16 protein-coding genes are annotated in these 17,701 nt (G+C 64.2%); 1 reads left to right on the top strand and 15 read right to left on the bottom strand.

Translation table 11 applies throughout. From position 1 onward, the window contains the following. Positions 1-30 precede the first annotated feature (30 nt). The 7 genes from IB268_RS11995 to IB268_RS11965 form a co-directional block, all read right to left on the bottom strand. Positions 31-552 carry a sigma-70 family RNA polymerase sigma factor gene (locus IB268_RS11995; RefSeq protein ID WP_125471308.1) on the bottom strand — a complete coding sequence of 174 codons (522 nt, stop codon included), beginning with the start codon at positions 550-552 and terminating at the stop codon, positions 31-33. A gap of 515 nt (positions 553-1,067) precedes the next feature. Further along, on the bottom strand, positions 1,068-1,814 hold the full coding sequence (locus tag IB268_RS11990; RefSeq protein ID WP_156337378.1) for a hypothetical protein: 747 nt from the start codon (positions 1,812-1,814) through the stop codon (positions 1,068-1,070). Positions 1,815-1,882: 68 nt separating this feature from the next. Then, positions 1,883-2,638 (bottom strand): hypothetical protein, encoded by a 756-nt coding sequence (locus IB268_RS11985; protein ID WP_192354291.1) that lies wholly within the window; start codon positions 2,636-2,638, stop codon positions 1,883-1,885. Between the two features lie 217 nt (positions 2,639-2,855). Then, on the bottom strand, positions 2,856-3,149 hold the full coding sequence (locus IB268_RS11980) for a cytochrome c (RefSeq protein ID WP_302476938.1): 294 nt from the start codon (positions 3,147-3,149) through the stop codon (positions 2,856-2,858). Between the two features lie 47 nt (positions 3,150-3,196). Then, on the bottom strand, positions 3,197-4,444 hold the full coding sequence (locus IB268_RS11975; protein WP_054454437.1) for a sulfite oxidase: 1,248 nt from the start codon (positions 4,442-4,444) through the stop codon (positions 3,197-3,199). A gap of 212 nt (positions 4,445-4,656) precedes the next feature. Continuing rightward, positions 4,657-5,289, bottom strand: coding sequence for a class I SAM-dependent methyltransferase (locus IB268_RS11970; protein WP_175162756.1), 633 nt, complete (start codon positions 5,287-5,289; stop codon positions 4,657-4,659). 184 nt (positions 5,290-5,473) lie between these two features. Next, entirely contained in the window at positions 5,474-6,478 is a 1,005-nt protein-coding gene (locus IB268_RS11965; RefSeq protein ID WP_192354290.1) for a TRAP transporter substrate-binding protein, read from the bottom strand. 41 nt (positions 6,479-6,519) lie between these two features. Here IB268_RS11965 and IB268_RS11960 point away from each other — a divergent pair, with 41 nt between their 5' ends. Further along, positions 6,520-7,533, top strand: a complete 1,014-nt coding sequence (locus IB268_RS11960; RefSeq protein WP_192352108.1) for a LacI family DNA-binding transcriptional regulator — start codon at positions 6,520-6,522, stop codon at positions 7,531-7,533. A 62-nt stretch (positions 7,534-7,595) separates the two neighbouring features. Here the strand turns inward: IB268_RS11960 and IB268_RS11955 are convergent, their stop codons facing one another. From IB268_RS11955 to IB268_RS11920, 8 genes are all read right to left on the bottom strand, one after another. After that, complete coding sequence (locus tag IB268_RS11955) at positions 7,596-8,570, bottom strand: tripartite tricarboxylate transporter substrate binding protein (RefSeq protein ID WP_119451478.1); 975 nt, start codon at positions 8,568-8,570, stop codon at positions 7,596-7,598. Between the two features lie 148 nt (positions 8,571-8,718). Continuing rightward, positions 8,719-9,504 (bottom strand): TetR/AcrR family transcriptional regulator, encoded by a 786-nt coding sequence (locus IB268_RS11950; RefSeq protein ID WP_119451479.1) that lies wholly within the window; start codon positions 9,502-9,504, stop codon positions 8,719-8,721. Between the two features lie 86 nt (positions 9,505-9,590). Continuing rightward, positions 9,591-10,040, bottom strand: a complete 450-nt coding sequence (locus IB268_RS11945) for a thioesterase family protein (RefSeq protein ID WP_119451480.1) — start codon at positions 10,038-10,040, stop codon at positions 9,591-9,593. After that, a complete protein-coding gene (locus IB268_RS11940) occupies positions 10,037-11,194 on the bottom strand; it encodes an FAD-dependent monooxygenase (protein ID WP_192354289.1) in 1,158 nt (385 codons plus the stop codon). Before IB268_RS11940 ends, IB268_RS11945 begins: the two co-directional genes overlap by 4 nt. Beyond that, positions 11,191-12,045, bottom strand: coding sequence for a VOC family protein (locus IB268_RS11935; RefSeq protein WP_119451482.1), 855 nt, complete (start codon positions 12,043-12,045; stop codon positions 11,191-11,193). The genes IB268_RS11940 and IB268_RS11935 overlap by 4 nt, the downstream gene beginning before the upstream one ends. Continuing rightward, positions 12,042-13,745, bottom strand: a complete 1,704-nt coding sequence (locus tag IB268_RS11930; protein ID WP_192354288.1) for an AMP-binding protein — start codon at positions 13,743-13,745, stop codon at positions 12,042-12,044. Before IB268_RS11930 ends, IB268_RS11935 begins: the two co-directional genes overlap by 4 nt. Before the next feature lie 48 nt (positions 13,746-13,793). Further along, positions 13,794-14,978 (bottom strand): alpha/beta hydrolase, encoded by a 1,185-nt coding sequence (locus tag IB268_RS11925; protein ID WP_119451542.1) that lies wholly within the window; start codon positions 14,976-14,978, stop codon positions 13,794-13,796. Positions 14,979-15,200: 222 nt separating this feature from the next. Continuing rightward, the gene (locus IB268_RS11920; protein ID WP_192327825.1) at positions 15,201-17,663 is read right to left on the bottom strand and encodes a penicillin acylase family protein; all 2,463 of its coding nucleotides are present in this window, start codon (positions 17,661-17,663) and stop codon (positions 15,201-15,203) included. Between the last annotated feature and the right edge of the window lie 38 nt (positions 17,664-17,701).

Here is a 17,701-nt window from a genome sequence, read left to right as displayed (position 1 = left end):
CCTGGCGCCCCTGGCGACACGCCCGCCCGATCAAACCCCATAGACCAGCCGATAGCAGTGCTGCAACGCCTGCGCCAGATAACGCTCCACCGTCGCCACCGACCTCCCCACCTGCCGCGCAATCTGCGGGCACGTATGCCCCTCCATCTGCGCCAACAGAAACACCTCACGCACCTCCGGCTTCAACCGGCCCAGCATCTGCGCCACCTGCTCCAGCGACTCCAGAATCAACAGCCGCGACTCTTCCGAGGGCCAATGGCTCTGCGGATAAGTCTGCAACACCGCCAGATAACTGCGCTCGATCTCCAACCGCCGCCAATGGTCCACCAGCAAGCGGTTCGCGATGGTGCGCAGGTAGGCCCGCGGCTCGCGCAGCACGGTGTCAGAGGGGGAGTTTGCCGACAGCAGGCGCACAAACGTGTCCTGCGCCAGATCCGCCGCGCGATGCGCATCGCCCAGCTTCAGCCGCAGCCAGCCGTGCAGCCAGGAATGATGGTCGCGGTACAGCGTCGCGATGCCGGCGTCGGGACTGGCGCTAGGGGTAGCGGGCATGGGGATATATTGGGAATGGGAATTGTTCCCATTATATCCAGACGAATACCGGCCCAAGCCCGGTGTTCGCCCCCATGCCCGCCGGCTCGGGCGGGTCTTTGTCGTTGGGCGGGCGCCTACTGCAACGAAGCCGGCGCGTCGTGCAACACGCCGCAAGGGTCCGCGTCCGCGCCGCAAGCCCGCGCCTGCTCCAGCATGGCATTGACCTGCTCCCTGTGAACAGCGCCGCAGCATTGCTGTGACGCGGTACTGGCCGGCTTCCCAGCGAAGGTCATTTGGCCATCCATGGCCCGAGCTTGAACTCGCTGCTCATTTCGACGCAACACCTACGAGGTGAGCTGTGAATTTGCAATCAATCAGTGTTGCGTTAGCCGCCATCTCATGCGCAACACAAGAAGCACAGCGGGGACCGCAACGCAGATTTGGAGACCCCGATGATCTCCAGAGTGGAGTCGAACGCAACACCAATCCCGAACTACCAAGAATGCGTATTAAGCCCGTAGCGCAACTGAACCTTACTTCTGCACAATGGCTTCCGATGCCAGGCGGCCGGTTTCAATGCACGAAACAAGGTTGGCCCTTACCAACGTGTCCACAGCGCCTTCATCACGCGCACCCGGCGACGTCATAAGCACAATGCGAGCACTATCGAAGGCCTGCGCCAGATCACTTGCGCTGGGCCATTTGGGCTGCAACGCCGACAAGCTCGACTGGACATTGCCCAAGATGCGATTACTGGCATTTTTCAGCTCTGGGACCAGTCGGCTGGAACCCAGAACCGGACTTGCCGCAGCCACGACACAAGTCAATTGAGCCGCTGCCGCCGAAAAAATGGCGTCCTGCGCCGTCAGGGAATACTGCGCCATTAACAATGCGGAGCCCGTCGCGATGCCCGCTCCCACTGCGGTCGTAGCAACATTGCCGATAATCGCGCCTACGGCTCCCGTCACAGCGCCGCCAATCGCTCCCGTACGCAGCTCAAGCCCCCCGGTCCGCGCCCTTTCCGAACGGTAGCGGTAGTATTCGGTCTGAACTTGCAGCTTCGCAACGACGTCGTCAACGGTGGTTTCGGACGACAGGTCGAATGCCTTTTGCGCATTGGTTTTTTCTCCTGTGTTCGTCTTGCTGGGATCGCTCCAGACGTCCAGAACCGGATAGGCATTTGGCGGTGTCCAGGCGCATCCGGATATACCACCCGCGAAGCTCACCAACGCCAATCTGACGGCTGTTCGGACGATGCAACGAGATGTTGGGTATGACACGCGCCCTCCTCTATCGAACTCGATGGTCGCGACACCGCCGAGACAACTGAATCACTGATACGCCTTTTTCATTTTCCGAGTTGACCGATGCCTTGTTCGATGACACTGGTACGCACTCGGACGCCCTGCTCCTGCAATGCCAGATTCCGAAGCACAATTGTCAGATTGGGCAGAGGCATACCGGCGGCATCGAACAATTTCAAGTCCGCATTGATATCAAGGTTCAAGTCGCGCACCAACACGCTCGCGATTTCAGGCGGGCAATTGCAGCCCGCAGCGCAATCGGCCGTCCCGGGCGCCGCTTTCTTTGGCGCTTCGCACCACGGGCCCGCGAAGGTCGCAGCCGGCTTTGCCCGTCCATCCTTGCAGGTCCTGCCATGCCCGTTGACGACAGCTTTCGACCCCAGCGTGTCGCACCATGGCGAATGCGCTGCGGCAATATCCACGGCAGACACCAGGCCCCGCCGGTACTTGGACCGAAGGTCCATCGCAATCGCGCGGGCCGACCAGGCCGCCGCATCGAAGATCGCATGCCCGTCCACGTCGCGGTTGCCGTCGTTGCCCTGCGCGTCGGTCGTTCCCCGCCAAGAGCTGGCCCCATGTTTCTGGCACCAGTAGTTATTCATTTTGATGCAGCGCTTCGCAACCGCGGCGCACTCGACCGCGTTGCCATTGGCATCTGTCAGCGCTTTCCTGGCTTCTTCGCACCAATTCGAGGCCTCGGCCTGGGGGGGTGGCATCGACTGTGCGCCCACGGAAAAGGACAACACTGCCGCCATCGTGGCAGGCGCAACGAGCAGTGACCAGGATACGAGTTGTCGCATGGCAGGCACCTGAAGAGACGGCATACCCGGCAGCCAGACTTCAGCACCGCTGCGCTTCAGAGAGCGCGGAAAGCTGCTGGGAGCATGGATCGTGGGAGCGTTGCTCTCGAATTTTTACCACGCGTGGATTCGTTCAAACACCACCACAACATCCTCCAAATTGAGTATGACGCAGCCCGGTTTTTTCCGGAGGAACGTCACCGCAACTGGAGTCCGCTCAGGGCTGCCCCCCAGTCGCCTTGGCAACATATGCCGCCAATACCTCGATTTCCTGATCCGACAAGCTCGTATAAGCCGGCATCTGGCCGATGCCATTGCGGATGGCCGTCGCCACGCGCGCCGCATCGGGCTTGATTTCGTCGAGCTTGGGACCGATGGCGCCGCTGGATTGCGCGTCGTTCAGGGTATGGCAGATCGCGCAGGCTGGCGTTGCGCCAACGAACAAGGCGCGGCCAGCCTCCATGTCGGGTTCGGCTGCCGACACGCCGGCATGGAGGCTGGCGATCAGCAATCCGGCGCCTAATGCGCGCTTCCTGGGTAACGCCAGTGCAGCTTCCCTCATGCCTTGGCCACCACCGTCACGGCGTGATCGCGCCAACTGCTATTGATGTAGCCGCCGGAATTCTGCGGACGCTCTTCTTCCTGCACGCGGCCCTCGGTATCCGTGGCCCGGCTGACCAGCACGTGTTCGCCCGCCGCCAATTCCACCGGCAACGCGAACTGGCGCCAGGCATAGCGCCCGAGGTCCGGGCCGACCAGCTCCGCCTTCTGCCAGTTCTTGCCGCCGTCTATCGAGACCTCGACCTGCTTGATGCCGTTGGTGCCGCCAAACGCCACGCCCTGCACCACCACGCGCCCGGCCTTCAGGGTGGACGCAGCCGGATTGGGCGTATTGATCCACGACTTCACGCCCATGGCCCAGACAGAGGGCTGGCTCGGATTCCCTTTCTGCCCAGGTGGCGCGAGGCGATAGCCGGTCTGCTGGATCGCGGCCGGGCTTTCCTTTTCAGTGAAGGCCAGCCGCTTGATGTATTTGACGCTGTTCACGCCTGTGTAGCCCGGCACGATCAGGCGCAAGGGGCCGCCATGAGCCAGCGGTATCGGTTCGCCGTTGAGCTCCCAGGCCAGGAGCGCATCCCGCATCGCTTCCTTTGGCACCGAGCGCTCGACCATGACCATGTTCGGATCCAGGCCGTCAGGCAGTTTTTCGCCGCCGGTGCCGGTCATGTACACGGCGGCCGCCTCCAGTCCGCCGCAATGCTCGACCAGGACGCTGACCGGCAAGCCGCTCCAGATCACGCAACCGGCCGCGCCGACCTGCCAAGGCGTGCCGCTGGGTTTGTTGGGGAAATAGCCGCGGCCATTGCCCGAGCACTGCAAGACCATCGCCAGCGTCTGCAGGCCCATGCTCTTCAGCTGCCCCACGCTCAGCGACATGGGTTTTGCCACGCCGGCGATTTCAAGGACCCATGCGTCGCGGTCGGCCACGATGGACTCGTCGGGCGGCGGCAGATTGTTGCGCACGTAGAGTTGGCGCAGCGGCGTGACCACCCCGCTGCCGAATGCCTCGCGCCGCGTTTCTATGGTGTTGGCGCTGTGCACGATCATCGCATCGGGCTGCTTCCAGGCCGCGTAGGCCGGCAGCGGCTTGGCGGCGGATGCCGGGGCCGGTGGCGCGGCCGCGGCTGGCGCGGCTTTCTGTTCCGCGGCCAAGGCCGCGCGTCCCAGGCCCGCTGCGGCCAGCGCGCTGGCGCCGCCAGCCAACAGGCGCCGCCGCGCCGCGCTCTCGATCAGGGATGAACGCATTGCAGTCTCCTCGTTGGGGTCTGGAATCGTTGGTGTTCCAGAACCCTGCCGGCCTGCTACGACGTGGCTGTCTACCCCGCACGCACGTGTCCCAGGCCGCCAATAGTTATGACTGCGATGTTGGTTGAGCGATCTTTTCGTGTCAATTAGTTATTTGCAATACCCTGCCCTAGCCCATTTGGATAGGACGAGCCCATGCCAGCCAGCGCGGCCTAGGCCCGCCGGGCCAGGCTGTACACCGACGCCGGCGGCAGGTTCAGCGGCACGAACCCGACCTTGCTGGCCTGCAAGCCGCAAGCCTCCAGCACACTGGCGGATATCGGACAACGCACGCCATAGGTGAATAGCGCCATCGAGCCCTCTGCCGGCAGCGCGTCGAACACGGCGGCCAGCAGTTGCTGGTGATGCGCATGGCTCATGTTGCGCAACGGCAGGCCGCAGATGGCGGCGCCGATGCCATCCATCTCGGGATGGCGCTTGCGGCAGAGTTCCTGCGCCGGCACCTGCAGGACCGCCGCTTGCGGAAACTGCGCCCGCAAGCTGGAACTCATGGCCTGGTCCTGCTCGACCAGCACCAAACTGGACGGATCTACTCCGCGGCGCAGCATTTCGCGCGTGAACACGCCCGTGCCGCAGCCCAGTTCCAGGACTTTGCCCGCGCCGGGCGGTATGCAGGCGGTGATGGCCGCTGCCAGTGCCGGGCCGGACGGCGCCACAGCGCCTATGGCCGCGGGATTGGACAGCAGCGCCCGGACGAACTGCGTACGCTCCTGCAGCCAGCCCAACGGCGAGCGGCTCGCGGACTGGCGCGGGATAACGGTCTTGTAGGATTGCGTGGAATGCATGGGGGCCTCAGTCTCCTGGATCGGGAATGCCGTGCGACCCCAAAACCTTAACTGCGCAAGGCCCGCCGCACCCGCAACCGTCGGTAAGCACCCTTGTCAATTCGGACATCGACGGAGTGCCTGCCCCATCCGCGCCCGCACGCGGACGGACAGCTTAAGTTGCATGACTATCCCCTGCACGGCGCTACTGAGCCTTACCGCCGGCCGGAACTTCAGCCAGATCGTGTTTGGCCGCCGCCAGCACCGCCGGATCCAGCTTCTCGGAATACTTGCGTACGACCGGCAGCGTCTTCTGTCTGATCAATGCCAATTCGGAGGCAGGAATCTCGTTGATCACCATGCCGTCCTGTTTCAGCTGGTCCAGCACTTTGGCAGCCTCCTCGCGGACCAGCCGCCGCTGGAACATGGCAACCTCGCGCGCCGCGCCGCGTACGATGCCGCGGTCGGCTTCGGAAAGCCCATCCCACCATTTCTTGCTGGCCATGACCACGCTCGGGTTGTAAACATGGTTGGTCAGGGACAGATACTTTTGCACCTCGTTGATCTTGGCGCTCTGAATGATCCCCACCGGGTTCTCCTGCGCGTCGATGGCGCGGGTTTCCAGCGCCGTGTAGACCTCGGTGAACGGCATCGGAACCGCATTGGCTCCCAGCGCCTTGAAACTTTCGAGGAACACCGGACTTTGCATGGTACGTATCTTCAGGCCCGCCAGGTCTTCGGCCCTGACGATGGGACGCTTGGAATTGGTGACTTCGCGAAAGCCGGTTTCCCAGTACGCCAGGCCGACCAATCCCGCACCTTCGAGCTTCTGGAACAATAGCGCGCCGGTGCGGCCGTCGAGCAGCGCATCGGCCTCCTGGTAGTTCGTGATCGTGAAAGGCAGATCGAAGACGGCGAAATCGCGCACCACGCCCACCAGGTTCGATGGCGGGCCGAGCATCATCTGCTGCACGCCCGCCTGCAGCGCCTGCTGCATCTGCGGATCGGATCCAAGCCGGTTGCTGCTGTAGGTCGCAATGGTCAGCCGCCCGGCGCTGCGCTCTTTCACCAGGTCGGCGAATTTCCGGGCGCCTACGGCCAAGGGGTGGTCATCGGCAATGCCCAGCCCGAACTTCAGCTCGGCGGCATGCGTAACCGCGGGCAACAGCGCTGCCAGCGCCAGGCACACGGAAGCAATTCTGGTTTTCATGGTTTTTCTCCAGGGTAGATCATCAAGGTACCCGCACCCCCATGACCACATTGAAAGACGTAGCCCGCGTCGCGGGCGTGTCCCGCGCCACCGTATCGCTCGTCTGCCGCAACAGCCCCCTGGTCGCCGCGAAAACGCGCGCGCGCGTCGAACAGGCCATGGCCGAAGTCGGCTACGTCTACAACCGCAGTGCCGCCAACCTGCGCTCTTCGCGCACCGACACCATCGGCCTGGTCATCCCCGAAATCGCCAATCCGGTCTACGCGGAGATACTTCAGGGAATCGAGGAGTGCATGGCGCCGCTGGGCAAGCAGGTCGTCATGGCCAGCACCAGCGAATCGCTGGAGGTGCAGGACCGTATCCTGCAACGGATGCTCGAAATGCGCGTCGATGGACTGATCATCAGCGCGGCAACCGGCTCCGCCCCCTCGACCTTCGATGCCTGCATCCGCGCCGGCGTACCTGTGGTGCAGGTATTGCGCTCGGTCGATTCCGCGCGCCTGGATTACGCGGGTACGGACAACCGCGCCGGCGCGGGCCGCGCAACGCGGCACCTGCTATCGCTGGGGCATACCCGCCTGGCCTTCCTGGGCAGTTCCGTGGCCACGTCCGTAAGCCATGACCGCTATCTCGGCTATTGCGACGCGTTGCAGGCAAAGGGGCTGTCCGTGGATCAGGAACTGGTGGCCAGTTGCCTGCCCAAGATCGGCGATGCGGCAGCCGCGGCGCATCGCCTGCTCTCTTCCGCGAATCCGCCCACCGCGCTGGTTTGCTTCAATGACATCGTTGCTTTCGGCGTGACGATGGCCCTGTACGAACGCGGTCAGGAGCCCGGCAGGGATGTCAGCGTGATCGGCTTCGACAACATCGAATGGGCGGAAAACTGGCGCCCCGCGCTCAGCACGATGTCCATCAGCGCACTCGAAATCGGCCGGCATGCCGGCGAACTTCTCAGCCGGCGCCTGCAGGACAAAGAGGAAGCGCCGCAACGCATGATCAGCGAGGCCACGCTGATCGAACGGCGCTCCACGGGCGGCCTGGCCGGGCCGCGATAGCGCGCAGGCTCACCGCATAAGGGCAGCAGAGCACGCGTCTAGCGCCCTCAAGGCGTCTGCCTCTACTCCGCTTTGACCTGCGCGGTGGCGATGACGCCGCCCCATTTCCCCTTTTCGTCATGCACGAACGCGCTGGCCTGGGTTCGGCTTAGCGGCATGACGAAGGTTCCCAGGTCCGCCAGACGGCTCTGCACCTCCGATTCCTGCAGGGCTTTGTTGATGGCCGCGTTCAGGGTGTCCAGAACCAGCGCCGGCGTCCCCTTCGGCGCAAAGACCGCGAACCAGCCCAAGGTCACCATGCCGGGCAAGGTGTCCTTGACCAAGGGAATGCCTTCGAAGCCCGGCAGCGTCCGATCCGCGCTCATCGCAACCGGCACCAGCTTGCCCGCGCGCACCAGAGGCACAAGCGGCGCGACGCCGTCTATGTAGACAGGTATGTCGCCCTTGATCAGGGCTTGCAAGGCTTGCGAGGTGCCGCTGAAGCTGACCTGCCGGAACTCGCGGCCGCCAAGTTGGCCGATCAGGTAGACCGACAGGTTGGGTATCGAACCGCGGGTCGGACTGCCTATCACCAGGTCCGAAGCCTCTCCCCCTTTGGCGGCCGCGATCAGGTCGGCGACCGAACGGTAAGGCGTGCCGGGAGTCGTGACCAGCATCATGGGCGTATAGGCCAGCGTGGCAACCACTTCGGTATCGCGTTCGATGTCGAACTTGGCGGCTTGGTACAGGAACGGCGTGGTAACGGCCGCGGCTGCGTGGAACATGGCCAGTGTGTAGCCGTCCGGGTCGGCGCGGGTCAGCGCGTTCATGCCGATGATGCCATTCCCCCCGGGGCGGTTCTCGACGATGACCTGGTGCCCCCATTGGCGGCCCAGCCTGTCGGCGATCAGGCGCGTGATGATGTCCGGCGCGCTGCCCGCGGCCGTGGGTGCAATGATCCTGACCGGCTTGTCGGGGTACTGCTGCGCGCCTGCAGCGCTGTAAGTCGCGCAACCCAGAACAATAGCCAACCCCGTCAGCCAGCGTGCTGCTTTCATGATGTCTCCTTATGGGCGCGTGCCGGAAAAGGTCCACGGCCGCTTATTAATTGCCACTATATCAATTAAATATAAATTTAATTGATATAGTGTTAAATAAGGGTTTACACCACGCGCTCGCGCACTTGCGCGCCGGAATCGGGGAGGACTATCGGGTGGCCGTCTTGCGTTTGGGCTTGGCCTGCACGCCAGGCTCCCGGGCCCATTGCGCGATGCCGTCGAGCAGGATCCGCAGGCCGGCTTCAAATGCCAATTCGGTACTTAGTCCTGAGAACGCCTCTGCGACGTAGCGGGCTCCGGGATAGCGGTCCGCCGGCATGGCATCCAGCCGTCCGCGGATGAAATCGCGATGGTAGACAGGCAACTGCTTGGACGCTTCGGCACGGCTGCTTGCGACCAGGAATTGCGCCAGCAGGTGGTAGGCCAGGGCCACCTGCTCAGCCGAAAAGCCACCTTGCATGAAGGCCGTGGTCACGTGGTTGAAGAACACCGCGCCAAAATCGGTTTCACCTGAATCCACGTCCTGGAACAGGCGGAAGCGGTTATGGGAGGCGACATAGGTGCTGACGCCGGGATTCTCCACCGCAAAGGCCAGGCTGACTCGCGCGATGGTTTCGATGTCGGCGCGCCAGTCGCCGGTCAGCGCCGGCATCCGTGCCAGCCGCTCCCGGTAGTAGTTGTTGAGCACGCCCGATATCAATTTGTCGCGCCCGCCCAAGTAGTAATGGATCAGGCCGGGCGCGACGCCGAAGTCGCGCGCCAGTTGCACCATGGAGATCTGATCCAGCGAGGTTTCGCGTGCCAGCGCGATCGCGCGTTCGATGATGGCAGCCCGGCTGAGCGTGGCTTCACCGTTGATCGGCGACTCGACCCGGGGTGGACGGCCACGCTTGCGCGGTGCGGCATCGGTGGCGGGCTTTTTTGCGGTGGGCATATCGGCACACTCTGGGAAATCCGGATGACCGGGGCATCCTAAGGTTTTATTGCCTCCCTGGCAAATATCCCGCCCGTCCCGCCTCTTCAGCCATCATGCGTCGTGGCGCCGTGCCGCAACAGCACCTCACGCAAGGAGGCGGGAATGGGCGTGCCCACCCTTGCGTCCTGCCGTACGCAGATGGGGGAAAACACCGCCGCAAATACCGGGCTTCCGTCAGGCCGGGTGGCGTGCGCCCGGATATCGAATGAACGCGTGCGCAGCGCTCCTAGACTACATGCGATATGGACTACGTCTCCCGGCCAGAGCGTACCGGTAAAGTCTAAGGACATGCCCCGGCACGGCGTGCCGACCTCATGCGCCTCGCCCAAGCGCTTCCCTTCCCCGAGATGCTCTGTATACAGCCCCACCGCGCCCAACAGGTAGTCGGTAAAGCGCCCGGTATAGACCACCCCCGCCGGATCGCAATCCCCCCATCGCACCTCGCGCCGGACCACGAAGGGGTCGAGGCTCAGGACCATCTCGGTGGCTTTCATGGTTGTCCCTCGCACTCGGCAGGCATCAGCCCGGCCGCTTCGAATTCCCGCACCAGGGCCGGATATTGCTCACGCAGCCGGCCGACGTCGACGCGCCCGGTGCGCGTCATGAAACGCAGCACGAACTCCCGCGGTCCATACTGATCCATCCAGTCCCGCATGCGCTCGTACCAGTTGAAGGAAGCTTCCGACGCGCCTATCAGCTTTTGCTTTTGCGGCTGGCGCGTGGCGCAATATGAAGCCAGCGCACCAGGAATATCGCCGGGCGAACCATTCAATGCATCGGCCAGCGCGATGGCGTCCTCCATGGCGATACGCGTGCCCGACCCGATGGAAAAATGTGCGCTGCTGAGCGCGTCGCCTATCAGCACCCGGTTGCCCACGCACCAGTTGCGCGCGCGTATGACCGGGAACTGGCGCCAACTGGAATGGTTCGAGACCAATGCGTCCCCGTCCAGTTCGGGCGCGAATACCTGTTCGAACAGCTGCTGCCGCGCCTCGGCACTCATCGCCTCCATGCCCAGGTCCTGCCAACTGCGGTGATCGCATTCCGCGACGAAGGTGCTCATGGATGCCGAATAGGGGTAGTAGTGCGCCACAAAGTAACCAGCGCCGTGCTTGCGGAACACCAGGCTTGGGGATGGGAAGGCCTTTGCGACGCCATACCAGGCGAAATGGTTTGTGAGGCTGTACCGGTGCACGTCGAACCCGCACTCGTCACTGTCACGCACCCGGGAATTGATCCCGTCCGCGCCCACCACCACATCGGCATCGAGCGCCTGGAAATCATCGATCCGTTCCTGGTAGCGCACATCCACGCCCAACCGCCTGGCGTGTACGCCCAGGATGCGCAGCAGCTCGATGCGCGCAATGGCGCCGCCGCTGCCGGGGCGCTGCACCGTGACCGGCGTCTCGTTCGACACGATGACCTGCCGGTCGCTGAAGCGCATGGCGCCGGCGAGCGCGTCGAATACCCCGGGGGAGGCATCCCGCAATCGATCCAGCCCCTTGTCGGCCATGACTACGCCGAAGCCGAAGGTGGCATCGGCCGGGTTCTGTTCATACACGGTGACGGCCGCGGCCGGTTGGCGCTGTTTCAACAGGATGGCAAGAAACAGGCCCGCCGGCCCGCCTCCGATGATGGCGGCTTTCATGCGAGCTCCAGAGGTGCAATGGACAGGACGTCCATGTCGAACTGTTCGATACGGCCGCTCAACCCGCCGGTCAAGGCGCCATACCAGACGGCCGGTTTAAAGCCCAGTTCCTTGCGCTCGAACCGCAGCCCAGGATTGCCCAAGATGCACAGATAGCCGTTTCCGGCGGGCTGCGTGGAATAGCCCGCGCTGCCGCGGGCGGCATCCAGCAAACCCTTGAATTCGGGCACGTCCAGTACATAGATGGCCGCCTTGTCCTGCGCCTGCCTGCCCAGCGCGGCGCCCTTGGCCCGCCACACCGGCTCGATGGAGTCAAAGCCGCCCTCCTCCAATGCCATCGCGGCTTCGAGCGTATTCTGGGCGTCCTGCGCGTCTTCCGCGCTGAAGGGCCGCACCTGCCAGGTGATTTCGATGGGATAGCCGTTGGGATCGTTGAAGTAGATGGATTCGATCACCTCGTGGCGGATCTGGTAACGCAAGGGAATCCCGACCGCCTCCACGCGAGCGCGCCATCGCAGCAGCTCGGCCTCGCTTTCGACCCGCCAGGCGGTGTGGGTAGCGCGGTCCTGGTAATGATCCGTGGGCGTCAGGCGCTCGGGACGCTGCGTGCCGATGTAGTAGAAGAAGGCGATGGTGCTGCCATTGCCGCTGTCGAAAAAGAAGTGCAGGAAATCAGGATGGTTCTGCGGGCCCCATCCCTTGGCGGAAATGGCATGCACCAGCGGCAAGCCCAGCAGGTCGCGATAGAAGCGCACGGTTTGCGCGAGCTTCCAGGTCGGCCTGGCCGTGTGGTGCACTCCGTGCAGCCGCACCTTGGGGATGGAAGAAAGTTCAGGCAAGGACGGGCTCATTTGGCGTGTTCTCCATTCGTTTGCTGGCCGCGTTCGGCCTCGAGCGTGGCGGCGATCTGGCCGCGCAACGCTTTTTTGCTCAGCTTTCCAGATGCGGAAAGGGGAAATTCGTCCACGACTTCCAGGCGTTCAGGCCACTTGAACTTCGCTAGCCCGACCTCTTGCAGATAGCCGCAGACCATGGGTAGCGTGAGCGCCGCGCCAGGGAGGCGAGCTATCACGAAGGCACAGACGCGTTCCCCGTAGACCGGATCCGGCATGGCCACCACGGCCGAGGCCAGGATGGCCGGATGCCCGTTAAGCACGTTCTCGACCTCCTCGGCGTTGATCTTTTCGCCGCCGCGGTCCACCACGTCCTTGATCCGCCCGCAGAAGTAGTAGTAGCGCCGGCCGTCGTGCACTTCGCAGCGCATCAGGTCGCCCGAGCGGTAGAAGCCGTCGGCCGTGAAACGACCGACGTCCTCCGCCTCCGACTTGTAGTAACCGCGTATGGTGTAAGGCCCCCTGAACAGCGCTTCGCCGGTTTCACCTACAGGCACTTCGGTGTCGGTGCCGGGCGTCACGATCCGGACCTCGTCGTGGCCCGAAACCGGCCGGCCGACCGAATTTTCGAGCACGTTCGCGCTGTCGCCCTCCTTGGCGAACATGATGACGCCCTCGGTCATGCCGAAGATATGGAATGCGGGCGATCCGGTGGTTCTGGCCAGGCCCGCGGCGTTGCGAGGCGTAATGAAACGGCGGCGCGCCTTTACGCTGGCGTCCGCGCGGTCCAGCTCGGGCAGGATGCGGGTCAGGATCGGGCCCGCCACGCCGAACCAGGTGGGCCGGTAAGTCCGCACCAAGCCCTGCAAGGTGGCTTCGTCCAGGCTGCGGCATACGGTGACCTGAGCGCCGCTCAACAGGAATGGACCGAAGAAGCAGCCCATGTTCAGGTTGTGCATGTAGGGCGTGGGAAAGAACAGCACGTCGTCGCTGGTGTAGCGGTTCCAGGCTGCCACCGCCCGCATGTTGTAGAGATACTCGGAATGAAAGCGCGGGATGATCTTGGGCACCCCGGTCGTACCGCCCGACAGCTGGAACACCGCCACCTGGAACGGATGCGCCTGCACTTGCGCAAGGCGCGCGCGGGCGGCTGCCAGCGGCGTGGCCGCGATCAGGCCGTCTATCGTGACGGCACATCCGCGAGCGGACCCGCGCGCCTGTACGACATGCGCCAACGTCGGCACATGCCGCTGCATCTCTTCTGCGAAGGCCACGTCGTCGAACTTCGGATCGTCGCCCTGGACAAGGTGCAGCCGTGCTTGCGCCAGGTTTCCCAGATATTCGATCTCCAGTTTGCGGAAGGCCTGCAAGGAGCAGATGGGGATGATCCCCGCCTTCAGGCAGGCGCAGAACGCCACCAGCAGTTCATGGCTATTGCCGCACTGGAAGATTGCGCGGTCCAGCGGCCGCAGGCCCAGATCCAGCAGCGCCGCGCCCAGCCTGTCGCTGCGCTGGTCCAGCTCACGGTAGGTGTAGTGACCGTCCGGCCCTACCAGCGCCAGCCTGTCGGCGTGAACGGCAAAGGCATCGCGCAGGCCGCCCGCCAGGGTTTCCCCAGTAAGCACGCCCTGGCGCACATACTCGCGCACCCTGTCTTCATCCGGGTAACGCACGCCCAGCAGGCGCTCGGCCGGCAAGATCCTTTCCAGACTCGTCATTGATCGTTCCTCTTGCGCCCGTGGCGGGCGTGTCTACGGATTGCCCGGTCAGAAATGCGCGCGCAACCACGCTTCCAGATGCTGGGCCGCTACCGTCCTGCCGGCGGGCTCGTCCTTGGCCAGCGCCATGCCATGGTGGTTGCCGCGCACCCGCACATGGGTCTTGGCCTGTGTACCGATCTGGCCGTGGATGGCGACGATGTCGGCCGGGAACGTGCATTGGTCTCCGGTGTACTCGATCAGCAGCGTCGGCTGCCGCACGGCCGGCAGGGTCTGCTCCAGCGCGGCATTGGACGAGAGTCCCGACCAGGTCGACAGCCAGGACTCCGGCGTTACTATCCGGGCAAAGCCCACGCTGCCCCAGTTGGACACGAAGGGATCCTTGCCCCAAAGCGAGCCGGTCTTGCGGTCCGAAGGATCCAGCGTGATATCCCAGGCCCTGGGGTCCGCATCCGTGCGCCAGACGTGAAAGATCGGCGCGAATGCGGCCTGCTGCCGGTCCAGCGGCTGCAGCGAACCCGCCTTGACCTTGCCGCGGGCATCCTGCTTGGCGGCGAGCAAGGCGCGCGCTTGCTGGTCGATGCGCCGCACACGCTCAACCTGCGCGGCACGATACTTATCGAGAAACGCCTGGTCGTACCGCGCCTGCCCCGTCCGCGCGTCATAGCCGTTCTCGGCGCTGAACGGATCCAGCGCCGGATCGGTACGCATCGGATCGGCTTCGTCAACGACCGAGGGATCCAGACCAGACATGAGCAGCCTGCCTTGCCCCGGATGCGGCGACAGCAACACCAGTCCGTCCACCACCGGCATGGCGAGTTCGTTCAGCTTGGTGGGGCGGCCGGCAGGCGTTTTGCCGATACGGGAATCCGGCGCCAAAAGGGACTGCTGGTTGTACAGCGCATACAACCCGGCGCCGCCCGAATTGCCCAGGAGGACGATGCGCTCGTAGCCAAGATCCCGCAAGTGCTGCATGCCCGCCGCCACATCGAACAAGGCGATCTCATGCTCCAGCCTGAGGTCGTTGCCGATCGAGCGCGGCCCCTGCACCCAGCAGGCGCAGCCCGCATCGAGCACCGTCGGCACCATATAGTGCGTAACGGACATCTCGCGCGGATGCATCAGGGATACGACCGTACGCTCCTTGCCTGTCGCCGTGAACAGGAAGCCCAGGGTCCGCTGGCCGTCGGCCGTGCCCAAGGCGTAAGGCACAACCTTATAGGGCCGCTGCATCAACTCGGCATCCCAGGATGCCCCCCGCATGCCTGCCGTCACTGCGGCCATCTCTTTCTCAGCCACGAGCCTCTCCAATTAATTAACACCCAGGCAATTAATTTATGAGATATTTATCTGGGTGTCAATTAATTCTCGATAAGGCCAGCGCGGCGCATAAAAAAGCGCCGGCAGACGCCAATTATTGGCGCTTGCCGGCGTGGTCTTTCCTGGCCCTCTCCGTCAGCGCTGTACCGGACGCAGATTCAAGGTACCCGCCTTCTCGCTATCCACCTTGGCGCGGCTGAACGCCATGGGGAAATACTCGCCCGTTGCCCAGTCCTTGAGCAGGTTCTGGTAATACGGGCTGCGCGGGTCGGCGGATTGTCCCGGCACGTTCTGCATGCGCGAGTTGTCCCAGTCGGCCACGTCGATCACCTGGCGGTATGACGCGCCGCTGGTCTGGCGGAAGTCGCTGGCGCGGAAGGTGGCGCGGTGCACGGTGTCGTTGTCGCCGCTGACCGGATAGCGCGGCGTGCCGTAGGCATTGGCGGTGGCCTCGGGCAGCAGGCTGGCCAGGCTGTGCTCGAACTGGATGTGGTGCAGCTTGCCCCACTGCCATTGCGAGGAATCCGGTCCCAGCTTGGCGCGCAGCTTCTGCAAGCCGTCGTTCAGCGCCTGCAGCAGCAGCGCGTCACGGCCCTGCTGCGGCTGCGCACCGAAAGCGCTGTCCGGCGTGGCCAGCTTTTCCAGCGTTTTGGCGGTGGACAGATTGCCGAAGGCGGCCCGGCCGTTGGCAGGCACGTAGAGTTCAGTCACGCGCTTGACGACCTCGGGCAGCCAGAACTCGTACACCGTGGCCGCGCGCGATTCCGTTCCCACTCGGGCGTCCCAGTCCTTCAGCATGCTCAAGGCCTGCGACGTCGCGGGATCGGCCGAATTCAGCGACTTCGCGTAGCCCGTCAGCGTGCGCGCCGGAATGGACAGGTTGTCGTACTGCAGCGCCTGCGAACTCTGGACCGTTTGCCCCTTGCTGTCGGCCAGCACCTCGCGTATGCGCTGCACACGGTAGGGTTCGGCCCAGGTGCGGGCGGACATGTCCTTGTAGCGGTAGTCGGCCGGCAGGTTGTATTCGTTGGCGGTGGCGACGTAGCCCTCGGGCGGGTTGTAGGCGCGGGGCAGCGCGCTGCCCGGCAGGACGCCGCGCCATTCGAACTCGCCATTGCCGGGCACGGGGAGCATGCCGGACCAATCCGCGCGCGGGCGTATCGGCGCGATGCTGCCGCCGAACCAGCCGATGTTGCCGTCCACGTCGGCATACACCATGTTCTCGCTGGGCGTGTAGTGCTTTTCCATGCCGGCGACGAACTCGTTCCAGTTCTGCGCCTGGTTCAGCCGCAGGCTGGCCAGATAGGCCGCGGTTCCGGGAAATTCCAGATAGGCCGCGCGCAAGGCGTAGGCCTTGCGCTTGACCGGATCCACGTAGATCACCGGGCCGTGGCGGGTGAACTTCAGCTGGCGCGTTGCCGCTGCCTGTCCGCGCACGGGGATCGACTCATCCACCTGGCGCATCTTTTCCCAGCGGCCGTTGTAGCGGTATTCGTCCGGCCTGGCTGGATTGGTGTCGTAGACGTACAGGTCTTCTTCGTCGCCAAAGGCGAAGATCGTCAGCCCGAAAGCGATGCGGTCGTTGTGGCCCATGGACACGCCGGGCAGCGCCGGCTCGCCCGCGCCGATCACGTTCCAGCCCGGCGCGTTCAGGTGCACCATGTAGCGCAGCGAAGGCATGGTGATGGACCGGTGCGGATCGCCCGCGAGGATGGGCTTGCCGCTGGCCGTATGCTGCCCGGCTATGGTCCAGTTGTTGCTCTCGTAGCGGGTCGCCATGGGGTCGAACGCCGGATCCAGCGACGCCAGCAGATTCGCGGACAATTCCTGCGCAAGTTTTTCGCGCTCGGCGGCCGCGAGCGGGCTGCGCGGGAAGTCGGCCGCGACGAATTTCTGGCCGTTGCGCGCCAGGTTGTAGTCGCCCAGGACCTTGCTGTCGACGTCGCGCACGTCCAGTCCGGCAGGCACCTGCAGCGCCAAGGGCGGCTCGAAGGTGCTGAGTCCCTGCACGGCGTTCAGGCCCAGCGCCGCGACGCGTTGCGCCATCCGCACCTCTTCGTTGAGATTGCGGGTCAGGCCATAGATGCGGATGAGCGAGGTCTCGGGGCTCCAGTAGCCGGGCTCGGTGCCGGTCAGCTTGAATTCCGGCGGCATCTGATCGGGATTCGCCTTGACCCAATCGATGTAGGCATTGATGCCCGCCGCGAAGGACGTGAGGATCGCCTTGCCCTGCGGGTGGTAGCTGGCGAATTCGGCCTGCATGTCGCCGCGGTACAGGAACAGGCGCGCCGCGCGGTCCTGCTCGACAAAGCGCGGGCCGAATTGTTCGGCCATCTTGCCCTCGCCCTGGCGGCGCCAGAGGTCCAGTTGCCAGAGGCGGTCGCGCGCCGCGTTGAAGCCTTGGGCGAAGAACAGGTCATCCTGGTTCTGCGCGTAGATGTGGGACACGCCGTGGCGGTCGCGCACGATCTCCACTGGCTGGGACAGCCCCTTCATATCGACGGTTTCTTTCTTGCCTCCGGGCGACGCGCAGCCTGCCAGCACTGCAATCAGCCCGCTCGCCAGGAATGCCGCGGCCCTGCGATTGAACGTACGCATTGACTCCTCCTCGGGTTTATTTGTCTTCTATGTGCCTG

It is taken from the genome of Achromobacter sp. ACM01 (assembly GCF_014851745.1).
GTDB lineage: Bacteria > Pseudomonadota > Gammaproteobacteria > Burkholderiales > Burkholderiaceae_B > Achromobacter > Achromobacter aegrifaciens.
The sequence above is the reverse complement of the archived record's forward strand: the minus strand, read 5'-3'. Positions and strand labels throughout refer to the sequence as shown.

Bases quoted from the DNA above. Each gene is read 5' to 3' on its own strand.
- IB268_RS11995 (WP_125471308.1), bottom strand. From the start codon at position 552: ATGCCCGCTACCCCTAGCGCCAGTCCCGACGCCGGCATCGCGACGCTG.
- IB268_RS11985 (WP_192354291.1), bottom strand. From the start codon at position 2,638: ATGCGACAACTCGTATCCTGGTCACTGCTCGTTGCGCCTGCCACGATG.
- IB268_RS11975 (WP_054454437.1), bottom strand. From the start codon at position 4,444: ATGCGTTCATCCCTGATCGAGAGCGCGGCGCGGCGGCGCCTGTTGGCT.
- IB268_RS11970 (WP_175162756.1), bottom strand. From the start codon at position 5,289: ATGCATTCCACGCAATCCTACAAGACCGTTATCCCGCGCCAGTCCGCG.
- IB268_RS11965 (WP_192354290.1), bottom strand. From the start codon at position 6,478: ATGAAAACCAGAATTGCTTCCGTGTGCCTGGCGCTGGCAGCGCTGTTG.
- IB268_RS11960 (WP_192352108.1), top strand. From the start codon at position 6,520: ATGACCACATTGAAAGACGTAGCCCGCGTCGCGGGCGTGTCCCGCGCC.
- IB268_RS11955 (WP_119451478.1), bottom strand. From the start codon at position 8,570: ATGAAAGCAGCACGCTGGCTGACGGGGTTGGCTATTGTTCTGGGTTGC.
- IB268_RS11950 (WP_119451479.1), bottom strand. From the start codon at position 9,504: ATGCCCACCGCAAAAAAGCCCGCCACCGATGCCGCACCGCGCAAGCGT.
- IB268_RS11945 (WP_119451480.1), bottom strand. From the start codon at position 10,040: ATGAAAGCCACCGAGATGGTCCTGAGCCTCGACCCCTTCGTGGTCCGG.
- IB268_RS11940 (WP_192354289.1), bottom strand. From the start codon at position 11,194: ATGAAAGCCGCCATCATCGGAGGCGGGCCGGCGGGCCTGTTTCTTGCC.
- IB268_RS11935 (WP_119451482.1), bottom strand. From the start codon at position 12,045: ATGAGCCCGTCCTTGCCTGAACTTTCTTCCATCCCCAAGGTGCGGCTG.
- IB268_RS11930 (WP_192354288.1), bottom strand. From the start codon at position 13,745: ATGACGAGTCTGGAAAGGATCTTGCCGGCCGAGCGCCTGCTGGGCGTG.
- IB268_RS11925 (WP_119451542.1), bottom strand. From the start codon at position 14,978: ATGCAGCGGCCCTATAAGGTTGTGCCTTACGCCTTGGGCACGGCCGAC.
- IB268_RS11920 (WP_192327825.1), bottom strand. From the start codon at position 17,663: ATGCGTACGTTCAATCGCAGGGCCGCGGCATTCCTGGCGAGCGGGCTG.